18 protein-coding genes and 1 pseudogene are annotated in these 22,082 nt (G+C 66.1%); 10 read left to right on the top strand and 9 right to left on the bottom strand.

Annotation, left to right across the window (positions count from 1 at the left end):
- The gene (locus ISS20_RS10925) at positions 1 to 1,209 is read right to left on the bottom strand and encodes an amino acid ABC transporter substrate-binding protein (protein ID WP_291436501.1); all 1,209 of its coding nucleotides are present in this window, start codon (positions 1,207 to 1,209) and stop codon (positions 1 to 3) included.
- Positions 1,210 to 1,430: 221 nt separating this feature from the next.
- Between ISS20_RS10925 and ISS20_RS10920 the strand changes: the two genes are divergently transcribed.
- The 5 genes from ISS20_RS10920 to ISS20_RS10900 all read left to right on the top strand — a co-directional run bounded on the left by ISS20_RS10920 (position 1,431) and on the right by ISS20_RS10900 (position 7,512).
- Positions 1,431 to 2,426, top strand: coding sequence for a helix-turn-helix domain-containing protein (locus tag ISS20_RS10920; protein ID WP_291436499.1), 996 nt, complete (start codon positions 1,431 to 1,433; stop codon positions 2,424 to 2,426).
- Positions 2,427 to 2,709: 283 nt separating this feature from the next.
- The gene (locus ISS20_RS10915; RefSeq protein ID WP_291436498.1) at positions 2,710 to 4,080 is read left to right on the top strand and encodes an efflux transporter outer membrane subunit; all 1,371 of its coding nucleotides are present in this window, start codon (positions 2,710 to 2,712) and stop codon (positions 4,078 to 4,080) included.
- 65 nt (positions 4,081 to 4,145) lie between these two features.
- On the top strand, positions 4,146 to 5,534 hold the full coding sequence (locus ISS20_RS10910) for an efflux RND transporter periplasmic adaptor subunit (protein WP_291436496.1): 1,389 nt from the start codon (positions 4,146 to 4,148) through the stop codon (positions 5,532 to 5,534).
- Entirely contained in the window at positions 5,531 to 6,307 is a 777-nt protein-coding gene (locus ISS20_RS10905; protein WP_291436494.1) for an ABC transporter ATP-binding protein, read from the top strand. The genes ISS20_RS10910 and ISS20_RS10905 overlap by 4 nt, the downstream gene beginning before the upstream one ends.
- Positions 6,307 to 7,512: an ABC transporter permease gene (locus ISS20_RS10900; protein WP_291436492.1), complete on the top strand. Its 1,206-nt coding sequence runs from the start codon at positions 6,307 to 6,309 to the stop codon at positions 7,510 to 7,512. Before ISS20_RS10905 ends, ISS20_RS10900 begins: the two co-directional genes overlap by 1 nt.
- 228 nt (positions 7,513 to 7,740) lie before the next feature.
- On the opposite strand, the gene ISS20_RS10895 is transcribed toward ISS20_RS10900, so the two are convergent.
- A complete protein-coding gene (locus ISS20_RS10895; RefSeq protein WP_291436490.1) occupies positions 7,741 to 8,988 on the bottom strand; it encodes a GGDEF domain-containing protein in 1,248 nt (415 codons plus the stop codon).
- Positions 8,989 to 9,224: 236 nt separating this feature from the next.
- On the bottom strand, positions 9,225 to 9,614 hold the full coding sequence (locus tag ISS20_RS10890) for an Hsp20/alpha crystallin family protein (protein ID WP_291436488.1): 390 nt from the start codon (positions 9,612 to 9,614) through the stop codon (positions 9,225 to 9,227).
- Between the two features lie 92 nt (positions 9,615 to 9,706).
- Here ISS20_RS10890 and ISS20_RS10885 point away from each other — a divergent pair, with 92 nt between their 5' ends.
- Positions 9,707 to 11,050, top strand: coding sequence for a branched-chain amino acid ABC transporter substrate-binding protein (locus tag ISS20_RS10885; RefSeq protein WP_291436487.1), 1,344 nt, complete (start codon positions 9,707 to 9,709; stop codon positions 11,048 to 11,050).
- 37 nt (positions 11,051 to 11,087) lie between these two features.
- Here the strand turns inward: ISS20_RS10885 and ISS20_RS10880 are convergent, their stop codons facing one another.
- From ISS20_RS10880 to ISS20_RS10855, 6 genes are all read right to left on the bottom strand, one after another.
- Complete coding sequence (locus ISS20_RS10880; protein WP_056744038.1) at positions 11,088 to 11,849, bottom strand: ABC transporter permease; 762 nt, start codon at positions 11,847 to 11,849, stop codon at positions 11,088 to 11,090.
- A gap of 5 nt (positions 11,850 to 11,854) precedes the next feature.
- Positions 11,855 to 12,847, bottom strand: a complete 993-nt coding sequence (locus tag ISS20_RS10875) for an ABC transporter ATP-binding protein (RefSeq protein WP_056058370.1) — start codon at positions 12,845 to 12,847, stop codon at positions 11,855 to 11,857.
- A gap of 175 nt (positions 12,848 to 13,022) precedes the next feature.
- Positions 13,023 to 14,135 (bottom strand): lytic murein transglycosylase B, encoded by a 1,113-nt coding sequence (mltB, locus tag ISS20_RS10870; RefSeq protein ID WP_291436484.1) that lies wholly within the window; start codon positions 14,133 to 14,135, stop codon positions 13,023 to 13,025.
- 159 nt (positions 14,136 to 14,294) lie between these two features.
- Positions 14,295 to 16,334 carry a DUF3488 and transglutaminase-like domain-containing protein gene (locus ISS20_RS10865; RefSeq protein WP_291436482.1) on the bottom strand — a complete coding sequence of 680 codons (2,040 nt, stop codon included), beginning with the start codon at positions 16,332 to 16,334 and terminating at the stop codon, positions 14,295 to 14,297.
- Between the two features lie 125 nt (positions 16,335 to 16,459).
- The gene (locus ISS20_RS10860; RefSeq protein ID WP_056058379.1) at positions 16,460 to 17,503 is read right to left on the bottom strand and encodes a DUF58 domain-containing protein; all 1,044 of its coding nucleotides are present in this window, start codon (positions 17,501 to 17,503) and stop codon (positions 16,460 to 16,462) included.
- 3 nt (positions 17,504 to 17,506) lie between these two features.
- Complete coding sequence (locus tag ISS20_RS10855; protein ID WP_291436479.1) at positions 17,507 to 18,427, bottom strand: MoxR family ATPase; 921 nt, start codon at positions 18,425 to 18,427, stop codon at positions 17,507 to 17,509.
- A 101-nt stretch (positions 18,428 to 18,528) separates the two neighbouring features.
- Between ISS20_RS10855 and ISS20_RS10850 the strand changes: the two genes are divergently transcribed.
- The 4 genes and pseudogenes from ISS20_RS10850 to ISS20_RS10835 all read left to right on the top strand — a co-directional run.
- Complete coding sequence (locus ISS20_RS10850) at positions 18,529 to 19,434, top strand: histone deacetylase family protein (protein WP_056058384.1); 906 nt, start codon at positions 18,529 to 18,531, stop codon at positions 19,432 to 19,434.
- Between the two features lie 140 nt (positions 19,435 to 19,574).
- The gene (locus tag ISS20_RS10845; protein WP_291436476.1) at positions 19,575 to 20,366 is read left to right on the top strand and encodes an enoyl-CoA hydratase; all 792 of its coding nucleotides are present in this window, start codon (positions 19,575 to 19,577) and stop codon (positions 20,364 to 20,366) included.
- Positions 20,367 to 20,377: 11 nt separating this feature from the next.
- Positions 20,378 to 21,706 carry a mechanosensitive ion channel domain-containing protein gene (locus ISS20_RS10840; protein WP_291436474.1) on the top strand — a complete coding sequence of 443 codons (1,329 nt, stop codon included), beginning with the start codon at positions 20,378 to 20,380 and terminating at the stop codon, positions 21,704 to 21,706.
- A gap of 225 nt (positions 21,707 to 21,931) precedes the next feature.
- Positions 21,932 to 22,082: pseudogene (locus ISS20_RS10835) on the top strand (electron transfer flavoprotein subunit beta/FixA family protein); the annotation flags it as partial.

Genomic DNA, 22,082 nt, shown 5'->3' with positions numbered 1-22,082 from the left:
TTATTTCCAGGCAGGTTTCGCGGTATTGAGCTGCGAGGTGGCACGGTCCTTCGGCCAGACCACCTCGAAGTCGTTGCCCTGCCACTGGCTCACCGTGCCGGGGATGGACGCGTTCTCGCTGCCCTGGAACCGGATGCCACCCAGGATGGTCTGGAACTCGTTCTTGGCGATATGCTCGCGCAGGGCCTTGCGGTCCAGCCCCGCCTTTTCCACGGCCTGTTGCAGGATCTGCAAGCCTGCCCAGGCGTGGCCGCTGGCCCAGCGGTCGGGCTCCTTGTTGAACTTCTTCACGTGGGCGTCGAAGTACGCCTTGGCCTCGGGGCTGGTTTTCACGCTCCACGAGCCCATGCCGATCACGCCCTCGGTGTTGGCGGCCATCACGTTCTTGTAGAGCTGGAAGGCCGTGCCCACCGAGGCGTAGAAGAACTTGGGGTTCAGCCCCACCTCGCGCGCCTGGCGGCTGGCCAGGATGGTGTCGGGCGGGTAGGTGATGCCGATGAAGGCGTCGGGGTTCTGGTCCTTGATGCCGCGCAGCACGGGGGCCAGGTCCTTTACGCCCAGCGGGTAGCTCTTGCGCTCCAGCACCTGGATGCTGGTCTTCTTGAGTGCGTTGTTCAGCGCGGCGAAGTTCTCCAGGCCAAACAGGTCGTCCATGTAGACGATGGCAATGGTCTTGACGTTGTTGGCCACCAGCATGTCCACCAGCGCGCCCATCATCTTGTCGGGCTGCTGCAGCAGCGAGAAGAAGTAGGGCAGGTTCATGTCGATCAGCTTGCGCGACAACGCCGTGGGCGCCAGCAGCGGGTAGCCGAAGCGATTGGCCAGCGGTGCGATCGCGAAGTTGGCACCCGAACCCCAGGGCGGCAGGATCAGGTCCACCTTGTCGCTGCCCATGAGTTTTTCGTAGGTGCGCACGCAGGTTTCGGTCTCGCTGCGGTCGTCGTAGCCGATGAGTTCGATGGGGCGCTTGGTGCCTTTGATGGAGAGGCCGCCTGCTGCGTTGACCTGTTCGGCCCACAGCAGGTAGTTGGGCTCTTGGCTGACTTGGGCACCGGCCGCCCAGGGGCCCGTGCGTGCGATGGCGTAGCCGATGCGCACGGGGCTGGCGCTACTGCCTTGGGCCCACAGCTGCGGGGCCACGGCCAGGGTGCCAACCGCGGCGGCGGCTCCTTTGATCCACTGGCGCTTGGATGGTTGATGCTGTGTCATGGGTTGTCTCCTCGGATGGGGCCTGCGTGGTGCACGCCGTGCTGGGAATCGTAGGCAGACGCGTTCGTGCGCGCTGCGCTCAGCGTGCACAAAACGCTTGCCCGAGCGTGCAGGTGGCAGCGGGTTTACCCGGATTTCCCTCAGTGGCACGGGATACCTGGGCGCCGGATAATTCAGCCGCATAACCATCAGGTTTGCGCAACCCCCGCACTGGAGACACCATGGCCCATCCCCTGACCGAGGTATCCACCGACGCCGTGCCTGCGCGCGACCGCCTGCACCTCTGGGGCGATGCGGTGTGGCGCCTGATTGGCGGGCTGGAGTCCGACGCGTTTGGTGACGATGCCTTTGCAGGCCACATCACCTCGGGCCAGGCGGGCTATGTGAACCTGTGCCAGCTGGACGTGAGCCGGCATCGCGTGGTGCGCACCCCCAGCCTCATCCGGGGCAGCGACCGGGCTTACATCAAGGTGGTGGCGCAGCTGGAGGGGCGCGCGTGCTTTGAGCAGAACGGCCGCCAGGTATGGTTGTCGCCGGGTGAGTGGAGCGTGTACGACACCACACGCGCCTACGCCGTGAGCAACCCCGAGGCCGTGCGCCAGATGGTGCTGATGATCCCCAAGGAACAACTGCCCGAGCGCAAGCTCAAGCTCGATGACCTGATGGTGCAGCGCTTCTCGGGTACATCCGGCGTGTCGCGCCTGGCATGGGACACCATGCGTGCCGCCTTCGCCGAGCTGCCCACCATGTCAGACGCCGCCGCCGATGGCGTGGCCGATGTGATCACGCACCTGGTGCAGCTGTCGCTGCTGGAGCGCAACGGCCAGCAGAGCCTGCTGTCGCAGCGCGAGGCCCTGCGCGACCGCATCAGCCAGTACATCGACCGCCACCTGGGCGACCCGGACCTCACCATCGACCGCATGGCTCAGGCCCTTAACTGCAGCAAGCGGCACCTGTACAACGCGGTGGCCGACGATGAGGAAACTCTGGCCGCCATGATCCAGCGCCGCCGTCTGGAGGCCTGCCTGCGCGACCTGCGCCACCCGGCGCATGCACAGCGCTCGGTCACGGATATTGCGCTGTCCTGGGGTTTCAGCAACAGCGCGCATTTCAGCCGCGCGTTTCGCGCGCATGTGGGGTGCAGTCCCAGCGAGTACCGGGCCCGGGCCTTTGCGCCGGTGGTGCTGCTGCGCGACGAGTCGCTGCGCGCACACTGAGCGCCACCCTGGCCAACTTGCGTGTCGGTCCATCTGTGCGGTGCCGAACGCTCACCTGTTTTACGCACACGCTGCATCAACATGCGGTGGCGTGACCTTTGCCTTGCATCAATTCTTTACGTGGGCTTGACCCTGTGGGTACCTTGTGGGCGCAATCGCTGCTCACAATGGGGTTTTCCCTTGCGTAGCCATTGCCATGCGTTTTCTCCCACCTGCCTCTCCAGGCGCACCCACCGCCCGCGCAACGCGATCTTCGCGCGCTGTGCCTTGGAGGAACGCGGCCTTGACTTTGTGTGTGCTGGCAACCATCGGGTGCGCCAGCCTGGCACCCTCCGATGGGGCATTGCCCGTGGTGGCCGTTCCCCAGGTCTGGTCTGCAGGGGGCAACGGCACCGCGCAAGGTGTTGCGGCCACGTCTTTGGCCCAGTGGTGGCTGCGATTTGACGATCCTTTGCTTACTAAGCTGATCGAGCAATCGTTGCACGCCAACACCAGCGTGCGCACCGCCCAGGCTGCGCTGCGGCAAGCGCGTGCCCAGGTGGATGTGCAATCGGCCGGCCTGCTGCCCAGTGTGGGCGCATCGGCCTCGGCGCAGCGCAGCCGGGCTAGCAACAACACGGGCAATACTTTTCAGGCTGGTTTTGATGCGAGCTGGGAGCCCGATGTGTTTGGCCGCCTGCGCAGCGGCGTGAACGCCAGCGAGGCTGACGCCCGCGCGGCCGAGTCCAGCCTGGCTGACGTTCAGGTGTCGCTGGCGGCCGAGGTGGCCGTCAACTACATCGAGCTGCGCGGGCTGCAGCAGCGCCTGATCATTGCGCGTAGCAACCTGGCTAGCCAGCAAGAGACCCTGCAGATTACGCAGTGGCGCCTGCAGGCCGGGCTGACCACCTCGCTCGTCACCGAGCAGGCCCGTGCAGCCGCAGAGCAGACCGCTGCGCAGATCCCCTCGCTCGAAGCCAGCCTGGCGCAGTCGCGCTACAGCCTGGCCGTGCTGACCGGCCAGGTGCCTGGCGCGCTAGACACTGCCCTGGCCGCCAGCGCACCCGTTCCGCAGCCGAATGCAGAACTGGCGTTGGCGATCCCAGCCGAGACGCTGCGCCAGCGCCCCGATGTGCGTGCGGCCGAGCAGCGCATTGCTGCTGCCCTGGCGCGCGTGTCGCAGGCCGACGCCGCGCGCTACCCCAGTTTTTCCCTCGGTGGGTCGCTGGGCCTGCGCGCCCTCACGCTGGGCGCGTTGTCGGGTGGCAGTGCGGTGACCAGCGCCTTGCTGGGCAGTGTGTCCATTCCACTGCTGGACGGCGGCGCCGCACGCGCCCAGGTGCGTGTGCAGTCTGCTGCGGTGGAGCAGGCCCGCGTGGCGTACGAGACGACGGTGCTCACGGCCCTGCAGGACGTGGAGAACGCGCTGGTGGCCCTGCGCGGCGATCGCGAGCGGCTCACGCGCTTGGTGGCCGCCGCGGACGCAGCCAACAACGCGGCGTTGCTGGCGCAGCAGCGCTACAGCAGTGGCCTCATCGACTTTCAGGCCGTGCTGGAGACGCAACGCACGCTGTTGTCCACGCAAGAGAGCGTGGCCATCACTACCGCTGCCGTCGCGGCAGACCAGGTGCGCCTGTACAAGGCGCTGGGCGGCGGCTGGGCCGTAGCCGAATAGATGCGAAGCCCTTCTACACGCTCGCCCCATAGACCGCCAGCTCCCTATTTTCTGATTCACTTCCCATGCCAAACACCGACACCTCAGCTTCTTCTACACCCGCCAAAGCCGCCCCAGCCGATCTGAGTGCCTTGCTGGGCGCCGACCGTCCGCGCCGCTGGTGGCAGCGCACCTCGCTGTGGCTGGGAGTGGTGGCATTGCTGGTGGTGGGGGGCGGTGTCTACGCCTGGCAGTCGCGCCAGAGCGCCAGCACTGCACCCACCTACGTCACCGAAGAGCTACGCCGGGGCAATCTCACCCTCACCGTGTCGGCCAACGGAACGCTGCAGCCCACGCGCTCAGTCACCATTGGCAGCGAGCTGTCGGGCACGGTGCGCAAGGTGCTGGTAGACGTGAACGACAAGGTGAAGAAGGGGCAGTTGCTGGTAGAGCTGGACACTGCCAAGCTCGAATCTCAGGTGCTGCGCTCACGCGCCTCGCTGGCGTCGGCGCAGGCCCGGCTGGCCCAGGCTGCGGCCACCACCAAGGAGGCCGTTGCCAACTTTGGCCGGCTCGAAGAAGTCGCCCGCCTGTCAGGCGGCAAGGTGCCATCGGCCTCCGAGCTGGACGCAGGCCGCGCCACGCTCGACCGCGCCCGCGCCGACGAAACCAGCGCGCGGGCGACGGTGGAAGACGCACGCGCCGCGCTGTCTACCGATGAGACCAACCTGTCCAAGGCCTCCATCCGCTCGCCCATCGACGGTGTGGTGCTGACCCGCACGGTGGAGCCTGGCAACGCCGTGGCCGCATCGCTGCAAGCAGTGACGCTGTTCACCGTGGCCGAAGACCTCACGCGGCTGCGGCTGGATGTGAGCGTGGACGAGGCCGATGTGGGTTCTGTCAAGGTGGGGCAGGACGCGAGCTTTACGGTCAGCGCTTATCCCTCGCGCCGCTACCCGGCCCAGGTCACGCGCGTGTCGTTTGGCTCCACCAAGACGGACAACGTGGTCACCTACATCACCTGGCTGGAAGTGAACAACGGTGACATGAGCCTGCGCCCCGGCATGACGGCGGCGGCCACCATCACCTCCACCGAGCGCAAGGATGTACTGCTGGTGCCCAACACGGCGCTGCGCTTCACGCCTGCGCAGGCCGCAGGGGCCGATGCGAAACCCGGGGCGAGTGGCGCCAAGCCCGGCGCATCGGGCAGCGGCAGCGGCGGCGGCATCATGTCGCAGCTCATGCCCCGCATGCCACGGTCTGGCTCGGGCCCACGCAAGCCGGGTGCTGGGGGTGAGGCAGGCGATGGCGCGGGCAAGACGCGGCAGGTGTGGGTGCTGCAGGACGGTGCCGCCAAGCCCATCGATGTGCAGGTGGGCATCAGCGATGGCCGCCACACCGAGGTCACGGGCGAGGGCCTCACGCCCGGCATGGCCGTGATCACCGACCAGCGCGCGGCCGGGGCCAAGCCATGAGCGTGGCGGGCGACACCCCCATCATCCGCCTGCGTGGCGTGACCAAGGTCTATGGCGAAGGGGCGCTGGCCTTTCAGGCGCTCAAGGGCGTGGACCTGGACATTGCACAGGGCGACTTTGTGGCCATCATGGGCCCCAGCGGCTCGGGCAAGTCCACGGCCATGAACACGCTGGGCTGCCTGGACCGGCCCACCACGGGCGAATACCTGTTCAAGGGCGTGCATGTGGAGTCACTCTCGCGCGACGAGCGGGCACGGCTGCGGCGGCGCTACTTTGGCTTTGTGTTCCAGGGCTTCAACCTGCTGGCGCGCACCTCGGCGCAAGAGAACGTGGAGCTGCCCCTGCTGTACCGGGGCGAGTCGGCCACCGCGCGCCACGCTGCGGCCGCGCGCGCGCTGGAGGCCGTGGGCCTCAAGGGCTGGGAACACCACACGCCCGCCGAGCTGTCGGGCGGGCAGCAGCAGCGCGTGGCTATTGCGCGCGCCATCGTCACCGAGCCCGATGTGCTGCTGGCCGACGAGCCCACCGGCAACCTCGACACCCAGCGCAGTTACGAGATCATGGAACTGCTCTGGCGCCTGAACGTGGACCACGGCATCACCGTGCTGATGGTCACGCACGAGCCCGACATGGCGCAGTACGCGCGGCGCATCGTGCGGTTTGTGGATGGCGTGGTGGACAGCGATGCGGCCAACCCACACCCCAAGGGACTGGACGCTGATGCAGCATCGGCCCTGCCGGCGGTGGCCGGTTCGGATGCGGGAGGCCACTGATGTTGCTCAACACCCTGCTGCTGGCGTTGCGTTCCATCCGGCGCAACCTGATGCGCTCTTTCCTCACCATCCTGGGCATCGTGATCGGCGTGAGCGCGGTGATCACCATGGTCACGCTGGGCAACGGCGCCACGCTGGCCATCCAGAACCAGATATCGGGCCTGGGCACCAACCTGCTGCAGGTGCGCCCCGGCCAACGCATGGGGCCCGGCGGCGGCACGGGCGCCCCGGCCTTCAAGGACACCGATGCCGACGTGATCGCGCAGCAGATCGGCGGCATCCTGGCCGTGGCGCCCGAGGCGCGCGCCGCCGCCACCGCCGTGGTGGGCGGGCGCAACTGGACGACCAGCGTGATCGGCAGCACCAACGCCTGGTTGGAGACCGGCAACTGGACGGTGCGCACTGGCCGCGTCTTTACCGACGCCGAATTGCGCGCCGGTGCCGCTGTGTGCCTGATCGGCGAGACCGTGCGGCGCGAGCTGTTTGGCACGGCCGATGCCGTGGGTGGCCAGCTGCGCGTGAAGGCGTTTTCGTGCGAGGTGGTGGGCGTGCTGGCGTCCAAAGGGCAGGGTGCGTTTGGCAACGACCAGGACGACACCGTGTTGGTGCCGCTGCGCACGCTGCAGCGCCGCGTGACGGGCAACACTCGGGTGAATACGCTGTTGGTGTCGATGAAGGACGGCAGCGACCCCGAGCGGGTGAAGGCCAGCCTCACCCAACTGCTGCGCGAGCTGCGCAAGCTGTCGGAATCGGACGAAGACAACTTCAATGTGCTCGACACCAAGCAGCTGGCCGACACGCTCTCGGGCACCACTAAGGTGTTGACCACGCTGCTGGGTGCGGTGGCGGCCGTGAGTCTGCTGGTGGGCGGCATCGGCATCATGAACATCATGCTGGTGAGCGTGACCGAGCGCACACGCGAGATCGGCCTGCGCCTGGCCATCGGCGCGCTGGAGCGCGAGGTGCTGCTGCAGTTCCTGATCGAGGCCGTGGTGCTGGCCGCGCTGGGTGGGCTCATCGGCATCGTGCTGGCCACGGGCGCGTCCTTGGCGCTATCGGGGCTGATGGGGGTGCCCTACCTGTTCAACCCCGGGGTGAATTTGCTGTCGTTTCTTTTCTCTGCGGGCATTGGCGTGGTGTTTGGCTACTTCCCGGCACGGCGCGCTGCCCGCATGGACCCCATCGATGCGCTGCGGCATGAGTAAAGCGGGGCGAGTGGGGTTATTTTGCTGTCTGGCGTGAAGCCTCTGGGGAATATTTGGCAGGCGCTAAGGACCCTCTGCACGAATCAACGCGCCGTGTGCATCTGCGGACTCGGGTGGGCTGCAGTGTTGCAAGTACTCGCAATAGCTGCAGCTATTGCTGCGTTTTGCGTCTGGCAGTCCACTCCGATCCGCAGGACCCACTTACCGCTCGATTCGTGCAACGGATCCCTAGTGAATGCAATCACCCTGGATTTCTGCCGCATTGTCGTCCGCAGCCAGGGGCGCGCAGTTGTCGGCCAGGCAGACGCGGTTGCGGCCGCTTGTTTTGGCTTGGTACAGGGCTTTGTCAGCGCTGGCCACCAGCGCATTGGCCCGAAACGGCCCGCTGCTCCATGTGGCCGCGCCGATGCTGACGGTGATTGGAACGGCCGTTTGTTGCCAGCGAAAGGGTGTGCCCAGCACCGCCAATCGCATTTGCTCGCCCATTCGCTGTGCACCTGCCAGTGAGGTGTCGGGCAGGAGTACCAGAAACTCTTCGCCGCCCCACCGCGCCACCAGGTCGGTGGCGCGGGCACGGTCTTTGAGCAACCCGGCCAGTGTTTGCAGCACATGGTCACCCGCAGCGTGGCCGTGCTGGTCGTTGACCTTTTTGAAAAAGTCGATATCGACCATCAGCGCAGACAGCGGTGTGCCGTACCGCTGCGCGCGCAGGGCTTCATGGGCCATGAAGTCGTCGGCCGCGCGGCGGTTGGGCAGCTTGGTGAGGGCGTCATGTGTGGCCGCCTGGCTGAGCTTACGCTGCAGTTTGTAGAGCACCAGCCCTACGAGCGCCAGGGCCATGCTCAATGACAGGAACAGCCAGGACAGGGCGCCCAGCATGCCGATAGATTGGTCGAGGCGGTCGCTCTGTATCACGCGTTCCGGCTCCAACATCACGACGACGGCGCGCAGTGCGAGCAGCGTACTGCCGATGACCGAAGGGGCGCTTAGCATTGGACCCAGCAGGCGCGGTGCATGTGGGCTCTCCTCGCGAATGCAGCGCAGCAGGGTCACTGCGGTCCAGACGCAGAGGGTGCCGGCGACCAGCGACGACGTTGCCATGCGCCAGGCAGACTGTTCGTGCGCTACCCACATCCATTGAGCGAGGCCGGAGAGGGACAATACTGCGAGGAATACCTTGTCTGGTGGGCGATGCCCCATCAAGAGGTACAGGCCTCGCACCTGCAACACGAAGGCCGCAACAAACAGCATGTTGTCGATTGCGTGTACCGGAAAATCTGGCCAGCGCCCGCTGTTGAGGTACAAGAAGAAGGCCATTCCCTGCAGCAATGCAAAACCTGCCCAGTGTGCGGTAGCACGGCGCATGGAAGGCAGTAGGGCCGCCGCAAGCAGCCATCCCAGTGCAGCGAAGCATTCGAGAAGAATACCCACCAGCAAGGTGGCATGGACGGCAGAGAGATGTTCCAGTGAGGCCATGGCAGTCTGGGGAAAGGATGGCACCCAAGGCCCGGGCCCTTACTTATTCACCCTGGCAATCCATCCATCAGGTGGCACAGGAGGCCGCCAGTCTATCCCACAGTGACGCAGCAGCCGGGGGGTGGGATAGGGGCGTTTCAATAAGCAGTGTAGATGCAGTAACCGCTTGAAGCGCAAGCATTTCAAGCGGTTGTTGCTAACAAATAATTCGCGAAAAGGACGGATGAGCCTCCAGGTCAGTGGACCACCAGCTGCACTGACTTGTTGACCGGCTCCAGGCGGACCAGCGTGAGGGTCAGCACACCGTTTTCCAGCTTGGCGGTGCTGGCGTTGGCATCGATCTCGGTGGGCAGTTCCCATGCGCGCTGCACCTTGCGCGGTGCGCCTTCCACGCTTTGCACCTGCACCACCTGGCCTTCAATGCTGATCGAGAGCTGCTCTCGGGCCAGGCCGGGTACATCCAGCTGCAGGGTGGTGGCCTTTTCGTCCTGCGTCACGGTGCAGCCTGTGGCAGGTGCTGCGGCAGGCTGTGCCAGCGCGCCCATCAGAAAACGCTGCAGCGCCAAGTCGGCGGAACGTGGGGCTTGGGAATAAGCGGCGCGGCGGATCACGGGGGCGAAGATCATGGGTAACTCCTATACACTGCGCGGCTCTCGACGTGGTCGCCGCATGGAAGAGAGGTGTGTGCGGCCACGCCGCATTTCAAGGGAAAAATGCCATGAATAAATTGCAATCTGTGGGCTTGAAATCAGGCGCAGCGGCATTACGTCGCACCGTTTGGGCGGCGGCATTGGCCTTTGCAGGCGCCGTGGCGTTGGCGCCTGCTGCGCAAGCGCAGGCGCCGGCCCCCGCAGGCTTGGCCCAGGCCAAGCCGGTCAAGCTGGCGCTCATCGAAAGCCTCTCGGGCCCGTTCGCCAATACCGGTGAGGCCGTGTACCGCAACATCTACTGGGCCATGGAGCGCGTGAACGCACGCGGCGGCGTGCAGCTGCCTGCCAGCAGCGGCGGCCCCCGCCCGCTGGTGCTGGAGCGCTACGACAGCAAGGGCCAGAACGAAGAGGCCTTGTCCGCCCTGCGCGCGGCGATTGACGATGGCGCGCAGGTCATCTTGCAGGGCAATTCGTCGTCCACAGCGGCCGTGCTGATCGAGGCCATCAACAAGCACAACGAGCGCGAGCCGAACAAGCGCGTGCTGTTCCTCAACTACTCGGCGGTGGACCCCATCCTCACCAACGAGAAGTGCAGCTTCTGGCACTTCCGCTTTGATGCCCATGCCGACATGCGCATGGCCGCGCTGATGGAGGTGATGCGCGAGGACAAGGCCTTAAAGAGCGTGTACCTCATCGGCCAGGACTACAGCTTTGGCCAGGCCGTGCTGCGCGAGGCCAAGAAGCAACTGGCTGCCCAGCGCCCCGACGTGGCCGTGGTGGGCGAAGAGCTGCACCCCATCGGCCGCGTGAAGGACTTTGCGCCTTATGCCGTCAAGATCAAGACCAGCGGCGCGCAGGCCGTGGTCACCGGCAACTGGGGCAACGACCTCACGCTGCTGGTCAAGGCCGCGCGCGACGTGGGCTACGAGGGCAGCTTCTACACCTTCTACGGCAATGCGCTGGGCGCTCCCGCCGCGCTTGGCGACGCTGGCATCGGCAAGGTGGTGGCCGTTGCCGACTGGTTGCCCAACGTGCCCGGTGCGCAGAGCGAGGCGTTCTACCAGTCCTTCCGCACGCGCTTTCCCAAGCCGCAGGACGACTACGTGCACATGCGCATGCAGCTGATGGTGGAGGCCCTTGCCCAGTCCATCGAGCGTGCAGGCAGCACCGACGTGGTGGCCGTCGCGCGCCAGATGGAGTCGGCCAACGTGCAACTGGCCGGCCAGGGTGGATCCATGCGCGCGGCAGACCACCAGTTCCAGCAGGCCCTGGCTGTGGGCGTGATGGACAAGAAAGGCGCGCCCGGCGTGAAGTTCGACGTGGAAGGCTCGGGCTATGGCTTCCGCGTGGTGCGGCAGATTGCAGCGGCCAAGGCGCAGCAGCCGCACAGCTGCCAGATGCAGCGCTATTGATGCGTGGATTCGCCCCGGGAGGCCGGGGCGATGGCGCTCAGCGCCGGATGCGGTGGCCGGTCTTGAACACCCACCGCACCACGGCGAGGCACAGGGCCATGAACACCAAGGTCATGCTGGTGCTTACCGCGATGTGCACGTCGGCGTGACCATAGAACGCCCACCGCAGCCCGCTGATGAGATAGACCACCGGGTTGAACAACGAGACGGTCTGCCAGAACGGCGGCAGCATGCTGATGCTGTAAAACGCCCCACCCAGAAAGGTGAGCGGCGTGATCACCAGCAGCGGGATGACCTGCAGCTTTTGAAAGCTGTCGGCCCACAGACCGATCAGGAAGCCGAACAGGCAGAACGTGACGGCCGTGAGCACCAGGAAGCCCACCATCCACACCGGGTGCGCCACCTCGTACGGAACGAACACCCGGGCGGTGGACAGGATGAGCACCGACACCAGCAGCGACTTGCTGGCCGCCGCGCCCACGTAGCCCAGCAGCACCTCCACCCAGTTGACCGGCGCGCTCAGCAGCTCGTAGATGGTGCCCGACCATTTGGGCATGTAGATGCCAAAGGCCGAGTTGGAGATGCTCTCGGAGAGCAGCGACAGCATGAGCAGGCCGGGGATGATGTAGGCGCCATAGCTCACCCCGCCGATGTCGCCCATGCGCGAGCCGATGGCGGAGCCGAAGACGATGAAGTACAGCGCGGTGGTGAGCACGGGCGCAATAAGGCTCTGCATCCAGGTGCGGAAGGCGCGGTTCATTTCAAAGCGGTAGATGGCGCGCACGCCATGCAGGTTCACACCGGTCATGCTGGGATCGCTTTCTGGGGCGAAGGGGTTGGGACCTTGTCCTGGTGCACCAGGCTGACGAAGATGTCTTCGAGCGAGCTTTCGCTGGAGTGCAGGTCCTTGAAGTCGATGCCGTGCTCGGTCAGGGCGCGCAGCAGGGCGGCGATGCCGGTGTCTTCCTGTTGCGTGTCGAAGGTGTACGTCAGGACGGTGCCGCCCTGGCTCAGGGCCAGAGGCCAGCGGGCGAGCGGTGCGGGCACTTGCGCCATGGGCTGCTGCAGCGTGATGGCCAGCGCTTTTTTGCCCAGCTTGCGCATCAGCACAGCCTTGTCTTCCACCACGATCAACTCGCCCTTGCGGATCACGCCGATGCGGTCGGCCATGTCCTCGGCCTCTTCCAGGTAGTGGGTGGTCAGGATGATGGTGGTGCCCGCGTCACGCAGTTCCCGCACCAGGCGCCACATGTCGTGGCGCAGCTCCACATCCACGCCGGCGCTGGGCTCGTCCAGGAACAGGATCTTGGGCTCGTGCGACAGCGCCTTGGCGATCAGCACGCGGCGTTTCATGCCGCCCGACAGCGCGAGGATCTTGTTGTCCTTCTTGTCCCACAGCGACAGGTCCTTGAGGATTTTCTCGATGTACGCGGGGTTGGGGGCCTTGCCAAACAGGCCCCGACTGAAGTTCACCGTGGCCCACACCGTCTCGAACGAGTCGGTGTGCAGCTCCTGGGGCACCAGGCCAATCGCAGCACGTGCTGCGCGGTAGTCGCGCACCGTGTCGTGCCCATCGGCCGTGACGGACCCCGCCGTGGCATTGCTCATGCCACAAATCACGCTGATCAGCGTGGTCTTGCCCGCGCCATTGGGCCCCAGCAGGGCAAAGATCTCGCCGCGCCGGATGTCCAGGTCGATGTTCTTGAGTGCCTGAAAGCCGCCGGCGTAGGTTTTGCTCAGGCCGCGTACACGGACGATGGCGTCCGTGTCGGGTGCTGGAGAAGGTGATGCAGGCATTGGGAGGGTTCTCTGGGAGGGCCAGGGCGTTCCGCCGTGGCCGGGCCGCTGTGCAAGCGGTCAAAGCCGGGCATTGTGGACTGACTTGCGCAAGTGTGCTGGGCGGGGGCTCCGAGCCCGCAGAAACCCCCGGGTTGCGCCGTTCGGCGAGTGGCTCGCAGCGGTGGGTCAGCGGTCAGCGCGCTGCCGCCACCTCGCGCCCCAGCTCGATGACGGCCATGGCGTAGTAGCTTGACCAGTTGTAGCGCGTGATGGCGTAGAAGTTTTCGGTGCCCGCCACGTAGCTGGGCGCATCGTTGCCGTTTTGCAGTTCCACCAGCGCCAGCGGGCCCGTGTGCTGCACGCCCTGGGCATCCAGCACAGCGCCCTTGGCCAACATGCTGGCGGCACTGAAGGTGGGCAGGATGTCGGGGGCGAGCAGGTCGTCCAGCTGCAGGCGCGCATTGTCGAACTCCACCCCAAAGTGCGTGGGCATGCCCGGCGTCCAGCCGTGGCCGCGGAAGTAGTTGGCCACCGAACCGATGGCGTCGGCCGGGCTCTTGAACAGGTCCACGCGGCCGTCGCCATCAAAGTCCACCGCGTAGCGCACCCAGCTCGATGGCATGAACTGGCCCAGGCCCATGGCGCCGGCATAGCTGCCGCGTGGCTCAAACGGGTCGGTGTTGCTGCGGTTGGTGAGGCTCAGGAACTGCTCCAGCTCGCGGCGGAAGAATTCGGTGCGCTCCTTGGCGCGCGGGTGGGCGGAGGGAAAGTCGAACGCCAGCGTGGCCAGCGCGTCCATCACGCGGAAGGTGCCCATCTGCTGGCCGTAGATGGTCTCCACTCCGATGATGCCCACGATGATCTCTGCGGGCACACCAAACTCGCGCTCGGCACGCTCCAGCATGGCCTGGTTCTCCTGCCAGAACCGCACGCCTGCACGGATGCGGATGGGGTCGATGAAACGGCTGCGATACACGCGCCAGTTCTTGGCCGTGCCCTTGGCGGGCGGCAGCATGAGGCGGGGCACCTGTGGCAAGAAATGCGCCTGCCCAATGGCCTGGCGCACCCATTCACGGTCCAGGTCGCGGCGCGCGGCCAGGTCGTCGGCAAAGTCCATGGCCTCAGGGCGCGATGCGTAGAGCTCCGGGGCCTTGGCACTGGCCCGCCCCTGGTGGGCCTGGCCGGCTTTGGCATGTGCCTTCTGGGCCGCCGGTTTGGGTTGATTTTCGGGCTTTGCGCTAGCGGGTAATGCACAGGCAGCTATCAAAAATATAGCTGTCGTGGTCCATGGTGCTGTCTTCTTCATGTCAATGGTTGTAGCTTTGTAGGGCCCGGTGCTTTGAAACTGACGCGCCCTGTGACCAGGGATGCCGAGCAAAGGCCGCCCCGCAGCGAGGGCATCGTCCCCCTTCCCGCGCAAAGCGCGAGAGAAGGGGGAAGCGGCGCAGCCGCTCAGGGGGATGATTCACTGCTTTGGCCAGGCAATGCTCCGAAACTCCCGCCGCAAATCGCCCAGGGCGGCCTCGGGGTGGGGAGCGTAGCGCACGCGTTCCAGCCGCAGCAGCCAGTCGGCCACGGCCGCAGCGGGTGCGCCGAATTGTGCCTGTACCCGCTCGGCCATGGCCCGTGGCGGAAGGGTGTCGGGCACCACCAGCCCGGCACGGGCCAGGCGCTGGCGCGCGCGGGCCAGCAGGCGCAGCCAGGGGTCGTGCTGGCTGCGCTCCCACAGGCTCCAGCCCATGCCTCCGAGGGCTGCCACGATGATCAGGATGCCCAGCACCATGGTGAGGTCCTGCCAGCTGGGCGACTCAAAGCCCAGAGACTTGAGCAGGTCCAGCTGGCGGCTTTGCGTGTAGTTGAGCACCCACTGGTTCCAGCTGTTGTTGACGGCCTCCCACACGGCGCGCAGGTTCTGCGCGACGCCTGGGCTGATCACCGTGCCCATGGCGGTGGCAAACGCCCCTTGGGGCGCGCGCAGCCGCTGAAAGGCCCCCGTGCGGCCAGGCGACACGGCGCCCGTGGGGTCCACCCGCACCCAGCCCCGGCCGGAGAGCCAGACTTCGGCCCAGGCATGGGCGTCGCTCTGGCGCACGGTCCAGAGCTTGTCCACCGGGTTGCGGTCGCCGCCCTGGTAACCGGTGACGATGCGGGCCGGGATGTCGAGCGCACGCATCAGCACCACAAAGGCCGAGGAGATGTGTTCACAAAACCCTTCCTTGCGGTCAAACCAGAACTCGTCGGCCGTGTGCTGGCCGTACACGCCGGGCTCCAGCGTGTACACATATCCGCCGGTGCGCAGGCGGTTCAGGGCGGCATTGACGAGCGCCTCGGCGTTGTCTTGCGCGGGGTTGGGGTTGAGCTGGGGGTCGTTGCGCAGTTGCTGGGCCAGCGCCAGCGTGCGGGGGTTGAAGCCGGTGGGCAGCTCGGTATAGGTGCGCAGGGCGGCGTTGGGGGCGCTGGGACCGTGGGCAAACTGTGGGTAGCTTTCGGCCTTGTAGCGCACCACATCGGTCACTGCGCGGGTGGTCAGCCACTGCAGGTCCTGTGTCATGAAGGTCTCCATGCCGGCCACGGCGGGCTTGTCCACCGCAGCGTCCAGCAGCAGCAGCCAGGGGCGCTGGTGGGGCTCCAGCGTCACTTCGTAGCGCACGGGCTGGCCTTGCACGCGCAGATTGGCGACGGTGCTGGCGCGTGCCTGCGAATAGTCGCCGGGGCGGGGTGACACCGGATGCCATTCGACGCCGTCGAAGGTGCCGAACACCGGGCCGCGGAAGTACAGGTCGCTCTGCGGTGGCGCGGCGCCGTCAGGGGTGTCAAACCGCACGCGCATGGCCACCGTGTCATCCAGCGCCAGCTCGGCAATGTTGCCCACCTTCATCACACCCGACAGGCCGCTGCGCCCGCTCATGGTGTCGCTGGGCATGCCCCACAGCGGCGCCATGCGCGGGAACAGCATGAACAGCGCCGCCATGATGGGCGCGCCCAGCAGCGCCATGGTGCCTGCGGTGCGCAGTGCCTGCGACAGCGGTGGCCGCCCCACAGGCATGTGGGCGTTGACCAGGGCCGTGAGCAGCCCCAGCAGCGCCACCAGCATGGCAGCGGCCGTGAACAGCGACTGCGAGAAGAAGAAGTTGCTGAGCATCGTGAAGAAGCCCAGGAAGAAGACCACCAGCGCGTCGCGCCGCGCGCGCAGTTCCAGCATCTTGAGCGCCAGCAGCATCACGATCAGCGTCACCCCGGCATCGCGGCCCAGGATGGTGCGGTGGGTGTACAGCGTGCCCGCCACCGCGATCACCAGCGGAACGGCCAGCACCCAGCGCGTCGGCAGCGGGCGGCCCTTGAAGGCCAGCCAGCCGCGCCACAGCATCAGTCCGGCCGCCAGCAGGCTCGCCCATACAGGCAACACGTTGACCTGCGGGGCGATGACCCACGCAATCACGACGAGCAGGAACAGCGTGTCGCGCGTGTCGCGCGGCAGTGCGTTGAGCGTCTGACGCAGGGTCATGGCTGAGCGGTGGAACGGGGGGGGATGGATTTCATGTTGCTATTTATTTGATAGCTATTCGGGCAATAAGAATATGCGCTTGGAGCCGATAGGGGCCAAATTCGGCAGGAATGGGCAGTGGCAGGTCAACACAGGGCCAACGCCTCCAGGCAGCGGCGGCGGTGGGCGGCCCCCGTGTCGGGCGCGATCTCGGTGCCGGGCAGGCGCAGGCCATAGTCCAGGCCCAGGCGGTCGGCTTGCAGCACCCAGGCCGTCAGGCGCGACACGCGTGCCTCATGGTTGGGCAAGGCGGCGTGGGCCAGGTCCAGCCACAGCTCGTGCCGCTGGGCCTGTTGCGCGTCACGGCTCACCAGGTCATCGGTGCCGGTGGCCAGCGACTTCGCCGCTTTCTTCCAGACCACCAGTTTGAGCGGGTCGCCCCGCCGGTAGGCCCGCACGCCGTCGAATTCGCCAATGCCCTGCGACGGCGCGTTGCCCGTGCCCCCGGCGCGGGGCTCGCCCGGCGGCAGGGGTTGTGGCGGCACCTCCGGCGCGGGGTACACCAGCACCTCGGCAGCAGGGCGCCAATAGGTCCACACGCGGAAGGTGCCCAGCGGAAACCGCGTTTCGGCCGTCAGGGTGGGCACGCGGTGCAGCCCCCGGCGCCCGGGCTGGAAGGCCACCTGCACGCTGGCCTGGCCCTGGGCGGGCACATCGGTCCAGGCCCAGTGGTGTTCGGCCTTGCCGGTGCCGTGCACGGCCAGGGCAATGCCATAACGCGGCGACTTGCGATCACTGGACAGCTGGATCTCAAACGCCGTGCTGGTGCCCAGAAAATGTGGCTCGGGTGCCTTCAGGTGCAGCGTCAGCCCGCGCAGGTTGGCGTGGCAGATGTGCATGCCCACCACCGCGCTGCCAGCCAGCAAAAAGGTCAGCAGGTAGCCCAGGTTGAGCTGGTAGTTGATGGAGGCCACCAGCAGCACCACGAGCGTGAGCGCCAGCATCCAGCCCGAGCTGGTGGGCAGGATGTAGACATTGCGCTGGGTGAGCTGCAGCGTGTCGGACAGCGGCAGGCGTGCCTGCCACCAGCGCTGGAAGCGCCTGCGAAGGCGCGCCACGGGGCTGAGCCGCGCGGCCAGGCCGCGCCAGCCCGTGGTCGTCGTGAGGGAAGGGTGGGCGGCGGATTCCATCGATCAGGGCAGCGGCACGGCATCGACCATGGCGCGCACCTGCTCGACCGCGCCGCGCCCGGCGTCGCCCACGGGCACCAGGCGATGGGCAATGGTTTGCGGCAGCACGGCCTGCACATCGTCAGGCGCCACGTAGTCGCGCCCGCTGATCAGCGCCTGGGCCTTGGCGGCGCGCAGCATGGCAATGCCCGCGCGGGGCGACAGGCCCTGCAAGAACCAGCGGCCCGAGCGGGTGGCGGCGATCAGGTCTTGCACGTAGTTGAGCAGGGGATCTGCGGTGTGCACGGCCTGCACCTGGCGCTGCAGCTCGGCCAATTCGTCGGCGGACAGCAGGGGCAGCAGGCTGCTCACCATGTCGCGCCGGTCGGCCCCCGACAGCAGCAGGCGCTCGGCGGCGCGGTCGGGGTAGCCGATGGAGATGCGCATCAAGAAGCGGTCAAGTTGTGACTCGGGCAGCGCAAAGGTGCCCAGCTGGTCGTGTGGGTTCTGGGTGGCGATCACGAAGAAGGGGTGGGGCAGGGCGCGGGTTTCACCCTCGACCGACACCTGCTTTTCTTCCATGGCTTCCAGCAGGGCGCTTTGCGTCTTGGGGCTGGCGCGGTTGATTTCGTCGGCCAGCAGCACCTGGGCAAACACCGGGCCGGGATGGAACACAAAGGCTTCCTTGCCACGTTCGTACACCGACACGCCGGTCAGGTCGCTGGGCATGAGGTCGGCAGTGAACTGGACGCGTGAAAACTGCAGCCCAAAGGCGTGGGACAACGCGTGCGCCAGTGTGGTCTTGCCCACACCCGGCACGTCTTCAATGAGCAGATGCCCCCCCGCCAGCAGGCAGGCCACGCAGTCCTGAACCTGGGCCTTTTTACCCACGATCACCGTGTTAAGCTGATCCAGAAGCGATTTGATCTTGTGCTGTGCATTCATGGCACGACGTTATCCGAAAAACGGCAAAAAATGCGAGACGCGGGGACAAGACTGTGAGCAAGACGGGCTATTTCACCCATCGGGATTGTTGGAAGCACGAGATGGGCCCGGGCCACCCCGAATGCCCCGAGCGGCTGGATGCGATTGAAGACCGTTTGCTGGTCACTGGCGTGGGAGATGCGCTGGAGCGCTACGAAGCCCCGGAAGCCTCGCTGGCCGACATCGAACTGGCCCATGGCCGCATGCACATCGCCGCCTTGCGCGGGATGTCTGACCGGCTCAACGAAGAGCTGATGGCCGGCGGCCCCAGCTATGCGCAGATTGACACCGACACCTCCATCAACGCCCACACCTGGAAGGCGTCGCTGCGTGCTGCAGGTGCTGCGCTGGCAGCCACCGACGCGGTGATGGCGGGCGAGGTCGAAAACGCGTTCTGCTCCGTGCGCCCCCCGGGGCACCATGCCTGCCGCGACAAAGCGATGGGCTTTTGCTTTTTCAACAACGTGGCGGTGGCGGTGAAATATGCGCTGCAGCGGTACAACCTGCAGCGCGTGGCGGTGGTGGACTTTGACGTGCACCACGGCAATGGCACGGAGGACATCCTGGCCAATGACCCGCGGGCGCTGATGGTGAGCATCTTCCAGCATCCGTTCTACCCCTACAGCGGCGACCACGATCCTGCCCCCAACATGGTCAACGTGCCAGTGCCCGCGTACACACGCGGCATGGACATCCGCGAGATCATCGAGATGATGTGGATGCCCCGGCTGGAGGCCTTCAAGCCCGAGATGATTTTTGTGAGCGCCGGTTTTGATGGCCACCGCGAGGACGACATGGGCCAGCTGGGCCTGACCGAGCAGGACTACACCTGGATCACCCAGCGCGTGAAGGATGTGGCCCGGCGCTACTCCAAGGGCCGCATCGTGTCGTGCCTGGAGGGTGGCTACGTGATGGGGCCGCTGGCACGCAGTGTGGAGGCGCATTTGCGGGTCCTGGCTGACCTTTGACTCCCCCTGAGCCGCCTGCGGCGTCTTCCCCCTGAGGGGGACGCCACCCGTGGCCTGGCGGAGCCAGGTCCACGGTGGCACTGGCCTCATGCGCGCCTGTTTCAAACGCCCCTCGCATTGCTGTGCACAGGAGAAACAACATGACGATTCCAAATTCTGACGAGCTGCTGCTGATCACCCGCGATACGCGCGGTGTGATCACCCTCACTTTGAACGACCCTGCACGCTTCAATGCGTTGGGCTCTGAAATGCTGACAGTCCTGCAACAGGCGCTGGACGAAGCGGGCCGCGACGAATCTGTGCGCGTGGTGGTGCTGGCCGCAGCAGGCAAGGCCTTCTGTGCGGGGCACAACCTCAAGGACATGGCGGCGAACCCGGACCTGGCGTACTACCAAAAGCTGTTTGCGCAATGCAGCCGCATGATGCTGACCATCCACAAGCTGCCAGTACCCGTGATCGCCAGGGTTCAGGGCATGGCGACGGCCGCAGGCTGCCAGCTGGTGGCGCAGTGTGACTTGGCAGTAGCGGCCGACAGCGCGAGTTTTGCCACCAGTGGCATCCACTACGGCCTGTTCTGCGCAACACCGAGCGTGCCGCTGGTGCGCAATGTGCCCGCCAAGCGGGCGATGGAAATGTTGCTCACCGGCGACTTCATGGATGCGCCCACTGCACTCGCGCAAGGGCTGGTGAACCGGGTGGTGCCTGCGGATGTTCTGGATGCCGAGGTCGAGCAACTGGTGCAGTCCATTCTGCAAAAGCCGCGCGTGGCCTTGGCTATGGGCAAGGCGCTGGTGTACCAGCAGCGTGAGCTGGGCATGGATGCCGCCTATCAGCTGGCGGGCCAGACCATGGCCACCAACATGATGGATGCCGCCGCCCAGGAAGGCGCCCGCGCCTTTGCCGAGAAGCGCCAGCCCGCCTGGAAGCGTTGAGGTCTCGCACGATGGACAAGGCAATGCTCGACGACGTAGGCCTGTGGGTGCAGGCCTTTCTCAGCCCCACGGTGCTGGTGGAGCTGGCGGCCCTTGCGGTCTGCGTGGGGCTGGCCTGGGGACTGGTAGCGCTGTTGCAGCGGGGCCTGCGCCGGGGGGACCCCCGCTCCATCCTGTTTGGTTTGCGGATCGTGGATGGCGCGCTGTTCCCTTTGGTGTTGCTGAGTCTGGCCTACATCGCGCGCACGCTGCTGCACCACTGGGTGGCGCTGGCCGCTTTCAAGGTCGCAATCCCGGTGCTGGTGGCGCTGGTGGTCATTCGCATCGGCGTGAAGGTGCTGCAGGTGGCCTATCCGGACGCTGCCTGGGTGCGGCCTATCGAGCGCTCCATCTCCTGGATGGCCTGGCTGGGCATGGTGCTGTGGGTCACCGGGCTGCTGCCGCTGGTGCTCGACGAACTGGACCAGATCCACTGGAAGGTGGGCGGGGCCACGCTGTCGGTGCGCACCATCATCGAAGGTGCGGTCACTGCGGGTGCGGTGTTGCTGATTGCCTTGTGGATCTCGGCGGCCATCGAGTCGCGCCTGCTGCGCTCGGCCACGGGTGCCGAGCTGTCGCTGCGCAAGGCGGTGAGCAATGCGGTACGGGCGCTGCTCGTGTTCGTGGGGTTGCTGGTGGCCTTGTCGTCGGTGGGCATCGACCTGACTGCGCTGTCGGTGCTGGGCGGTGCAGTCGGCGTGGGCATTGGCTTTGGCCTGCAGAAGCTGGCGGCCAACTATGTGAGCGGTTTTGTGATCCTGGCCGAGCGCAGCATGCGCATTGGCGACAACGTCAAACTCGATACGTTCGAGGGGCGCATCACGCAGATCAATGCCCGCTACACCGTCATTCGATCGCCCTCGGGGCGCGAATCCATCGTGCCCAACGAACTTTTGATCACCCAGCGGGTGGAAAACCTGTCGCTGTCTGACCCGCGCGTGTGGATGTCCACCGTGGTCAGCGTGGCCTATGAGAGCGATGTGGACCAGGTGGCCCAACTGCTGACTAATGCCGCCCTGGTCAGCCCGCGTGTGCTGCGTGACCCGGCCCCCAGCGCCGCGCTGTCGGCCTTCGGTGCCGACGGGCTGGAGTTCACCGTGGGCTTCTGGATTGCGGACCCTGAAAACGGGTCGCTGGGACTGCGCTCGGACATCAACCGGGCCATCCTGAGTGCGCTGCGGGCCCACCAGATCGAAATCCCTTACCCCCAGCGGGTCATGCATGTCCAGGTCGATGGCGCAGTCCCTGGAGCGATGTCGCCTGCCGGGGCGCCCGCGCCAGCACCGGCTTCGGCGGGCTGATCCAGTTGCAGGGTGATACCCCGGCGGGGGCCCGGTAGCGCAGGCGACAGCAAACTCTAGACACTGGCCGGGTTCACTCGCCTATAATTCACAAAAAGCACGATCGTTCTTTTTTGTGATTGTGCAGTCTGTGTGGTGGCTCCGTAGCGCTTTCGCTGCAGTGCGACATAGAATGTTCTAGTTTACGTAAACGTCAATTCAATCAACTCTCTAGGAGCCGCAGCAATGAAGGTCTTGGTCCCTGTCAAGCGCGTGGTGGACTACAACGTGAAGGTCCGCGTGAAGTCGGACAACACGGGTGTGGACATCGCCAACGTGAAGATGAGCATGAACCCCTTTGACGAAATCGCCGTTGAAGAGGCCGTGCGCCTGAAAG

Origin of the sequence: Acidovorax sp., assembly GCF_016783915.1 — a bacterium.
Taxonomy (GTDB): Bacteria; Pseudomonadota; Gammaproteobacteria; order Burkholderiales; family Burkholderiaceae_C; genus Acidovorax.
Note: the sequence above shows the minus strand (reverse complement) of the source record. Positions and strands in the feature narration are given on the sequence as shown.

Excerpts from the sequence above, each read along its gene's own strand:
- ISS20_RS10925 (WP_291436501.1), bottom strand. The coding sequence starts at position 1,209 with ATGACACAGCATCAACCATCCAAGCGCCAGTGGATCAAAGGAGCCGCC.
- ISS20_RS10920 (WP_291436499.1), top strand. The coding sequence starts at position 1,431 with ATGGCCCATCCCCTGACCGAGGTATCCACCGACGCCGTGCCTGCGCGC.
- ISS20_RS10910 (WP_291436496.1), top strand. The coding sequence starts at position 4,146 with ATGCCAAACACCGACACCTCAGCTTCTTCTACACCCGCCAAAGCCGCC.
- ISS20_RS10905 (WP_291436494.1), top strand. The coding sequence starts at position 5,531 with ATGAGCGTGGCGGGCGACACCCCCATCATCCGCCTGCGTGGCGTGACC.
- ISS20_RS10900 (WP_291436492.1), top strand. The coding sequence starts at position 6,307 with ATGTTGCTCAACACCCTGCTGCTGGCGTTGCGTTCCATCCGGCGCAAC.
- ISS20_RS10895 (WP_291436490.1), bottom strand. The coding sequence starts at position 8,988 with ATGGCCTCACTGGAACATCTCTCTGCCGTCCATGCCACCTTGCTGGTG.
- ISS20_RS10890 (WP_291436488.1), bottom strand. The coding sequence starts at position 9,614 with ATGATCTTCGCCCCCGTGATCCGCCGCGCCGCTTATTCCCAAGCCCCA.
- ISS20_RS10885 (WP_291436487.1), top strand. The coding sequence starts at position 9,707 with ATGAATAAATTGCAATCTGTGGGCTTGAAATCAGGCGCAGCGGCATTA.
- ISS20_RS10875 (WP_056058370.1), bottom strand. The coding sequence starts at position 12,847 with ATGCCTGCATCACCTTCTCCAGCACCCGACACGGACGCCATCGTCCGT.
- mltB (WP_291436484.1), bottom strand. The coding sequence starts at position 14,135 with ATGAAGAAGACAGCACCATGGACCACGACAGCTATATTTTTGATAGCT.
- ISS20_RS10865 (WP_291436482.1), bottom strand. The coding sequence starts at position 16,334 with ATGACCCTGCGTCAGACGCTCAACGCACTGCCGCGCGACACGCGCGAC.
- ISS20_RS10860 (WP_056058379.1), bottom strand. The coding sequence starts at position 17,503 with ATGGAATCCGCCGCCCACCCTTCCCTCACGACGACCACGGGCTGGCGC.
- ISS20_RS10855 (WP_291436479.1), bottom strand. The coding sequence starts at position 18,427 with ATGAATGCACAGCACAAGATCAAATCGCTTCTGGATCAGCTTAACACG.
- ISS20_RS10850 (WP_056058384.1), top strand. The coding sequence starts at position 18,529 with ATGGGCCCGGGCCACCCCGAATGCCCCGAGCGGCTGGATGCGATTGAA.
- ISS20_RS10845 (WP_291436476.1), top strand. The coding sequence starts at position 19,575 with ATGACGATTCCAAATTCTGACGAGCTGCTGCTGATCACCCGCGATACG.
- ISS20_RS10840 (WP_291436474.1), top strand. The coding sequence starts at position 20,378 with ATGGACAAGGCAATGCTCGACGACGTAGGCCTGTGGGTGCAGGCCTTT.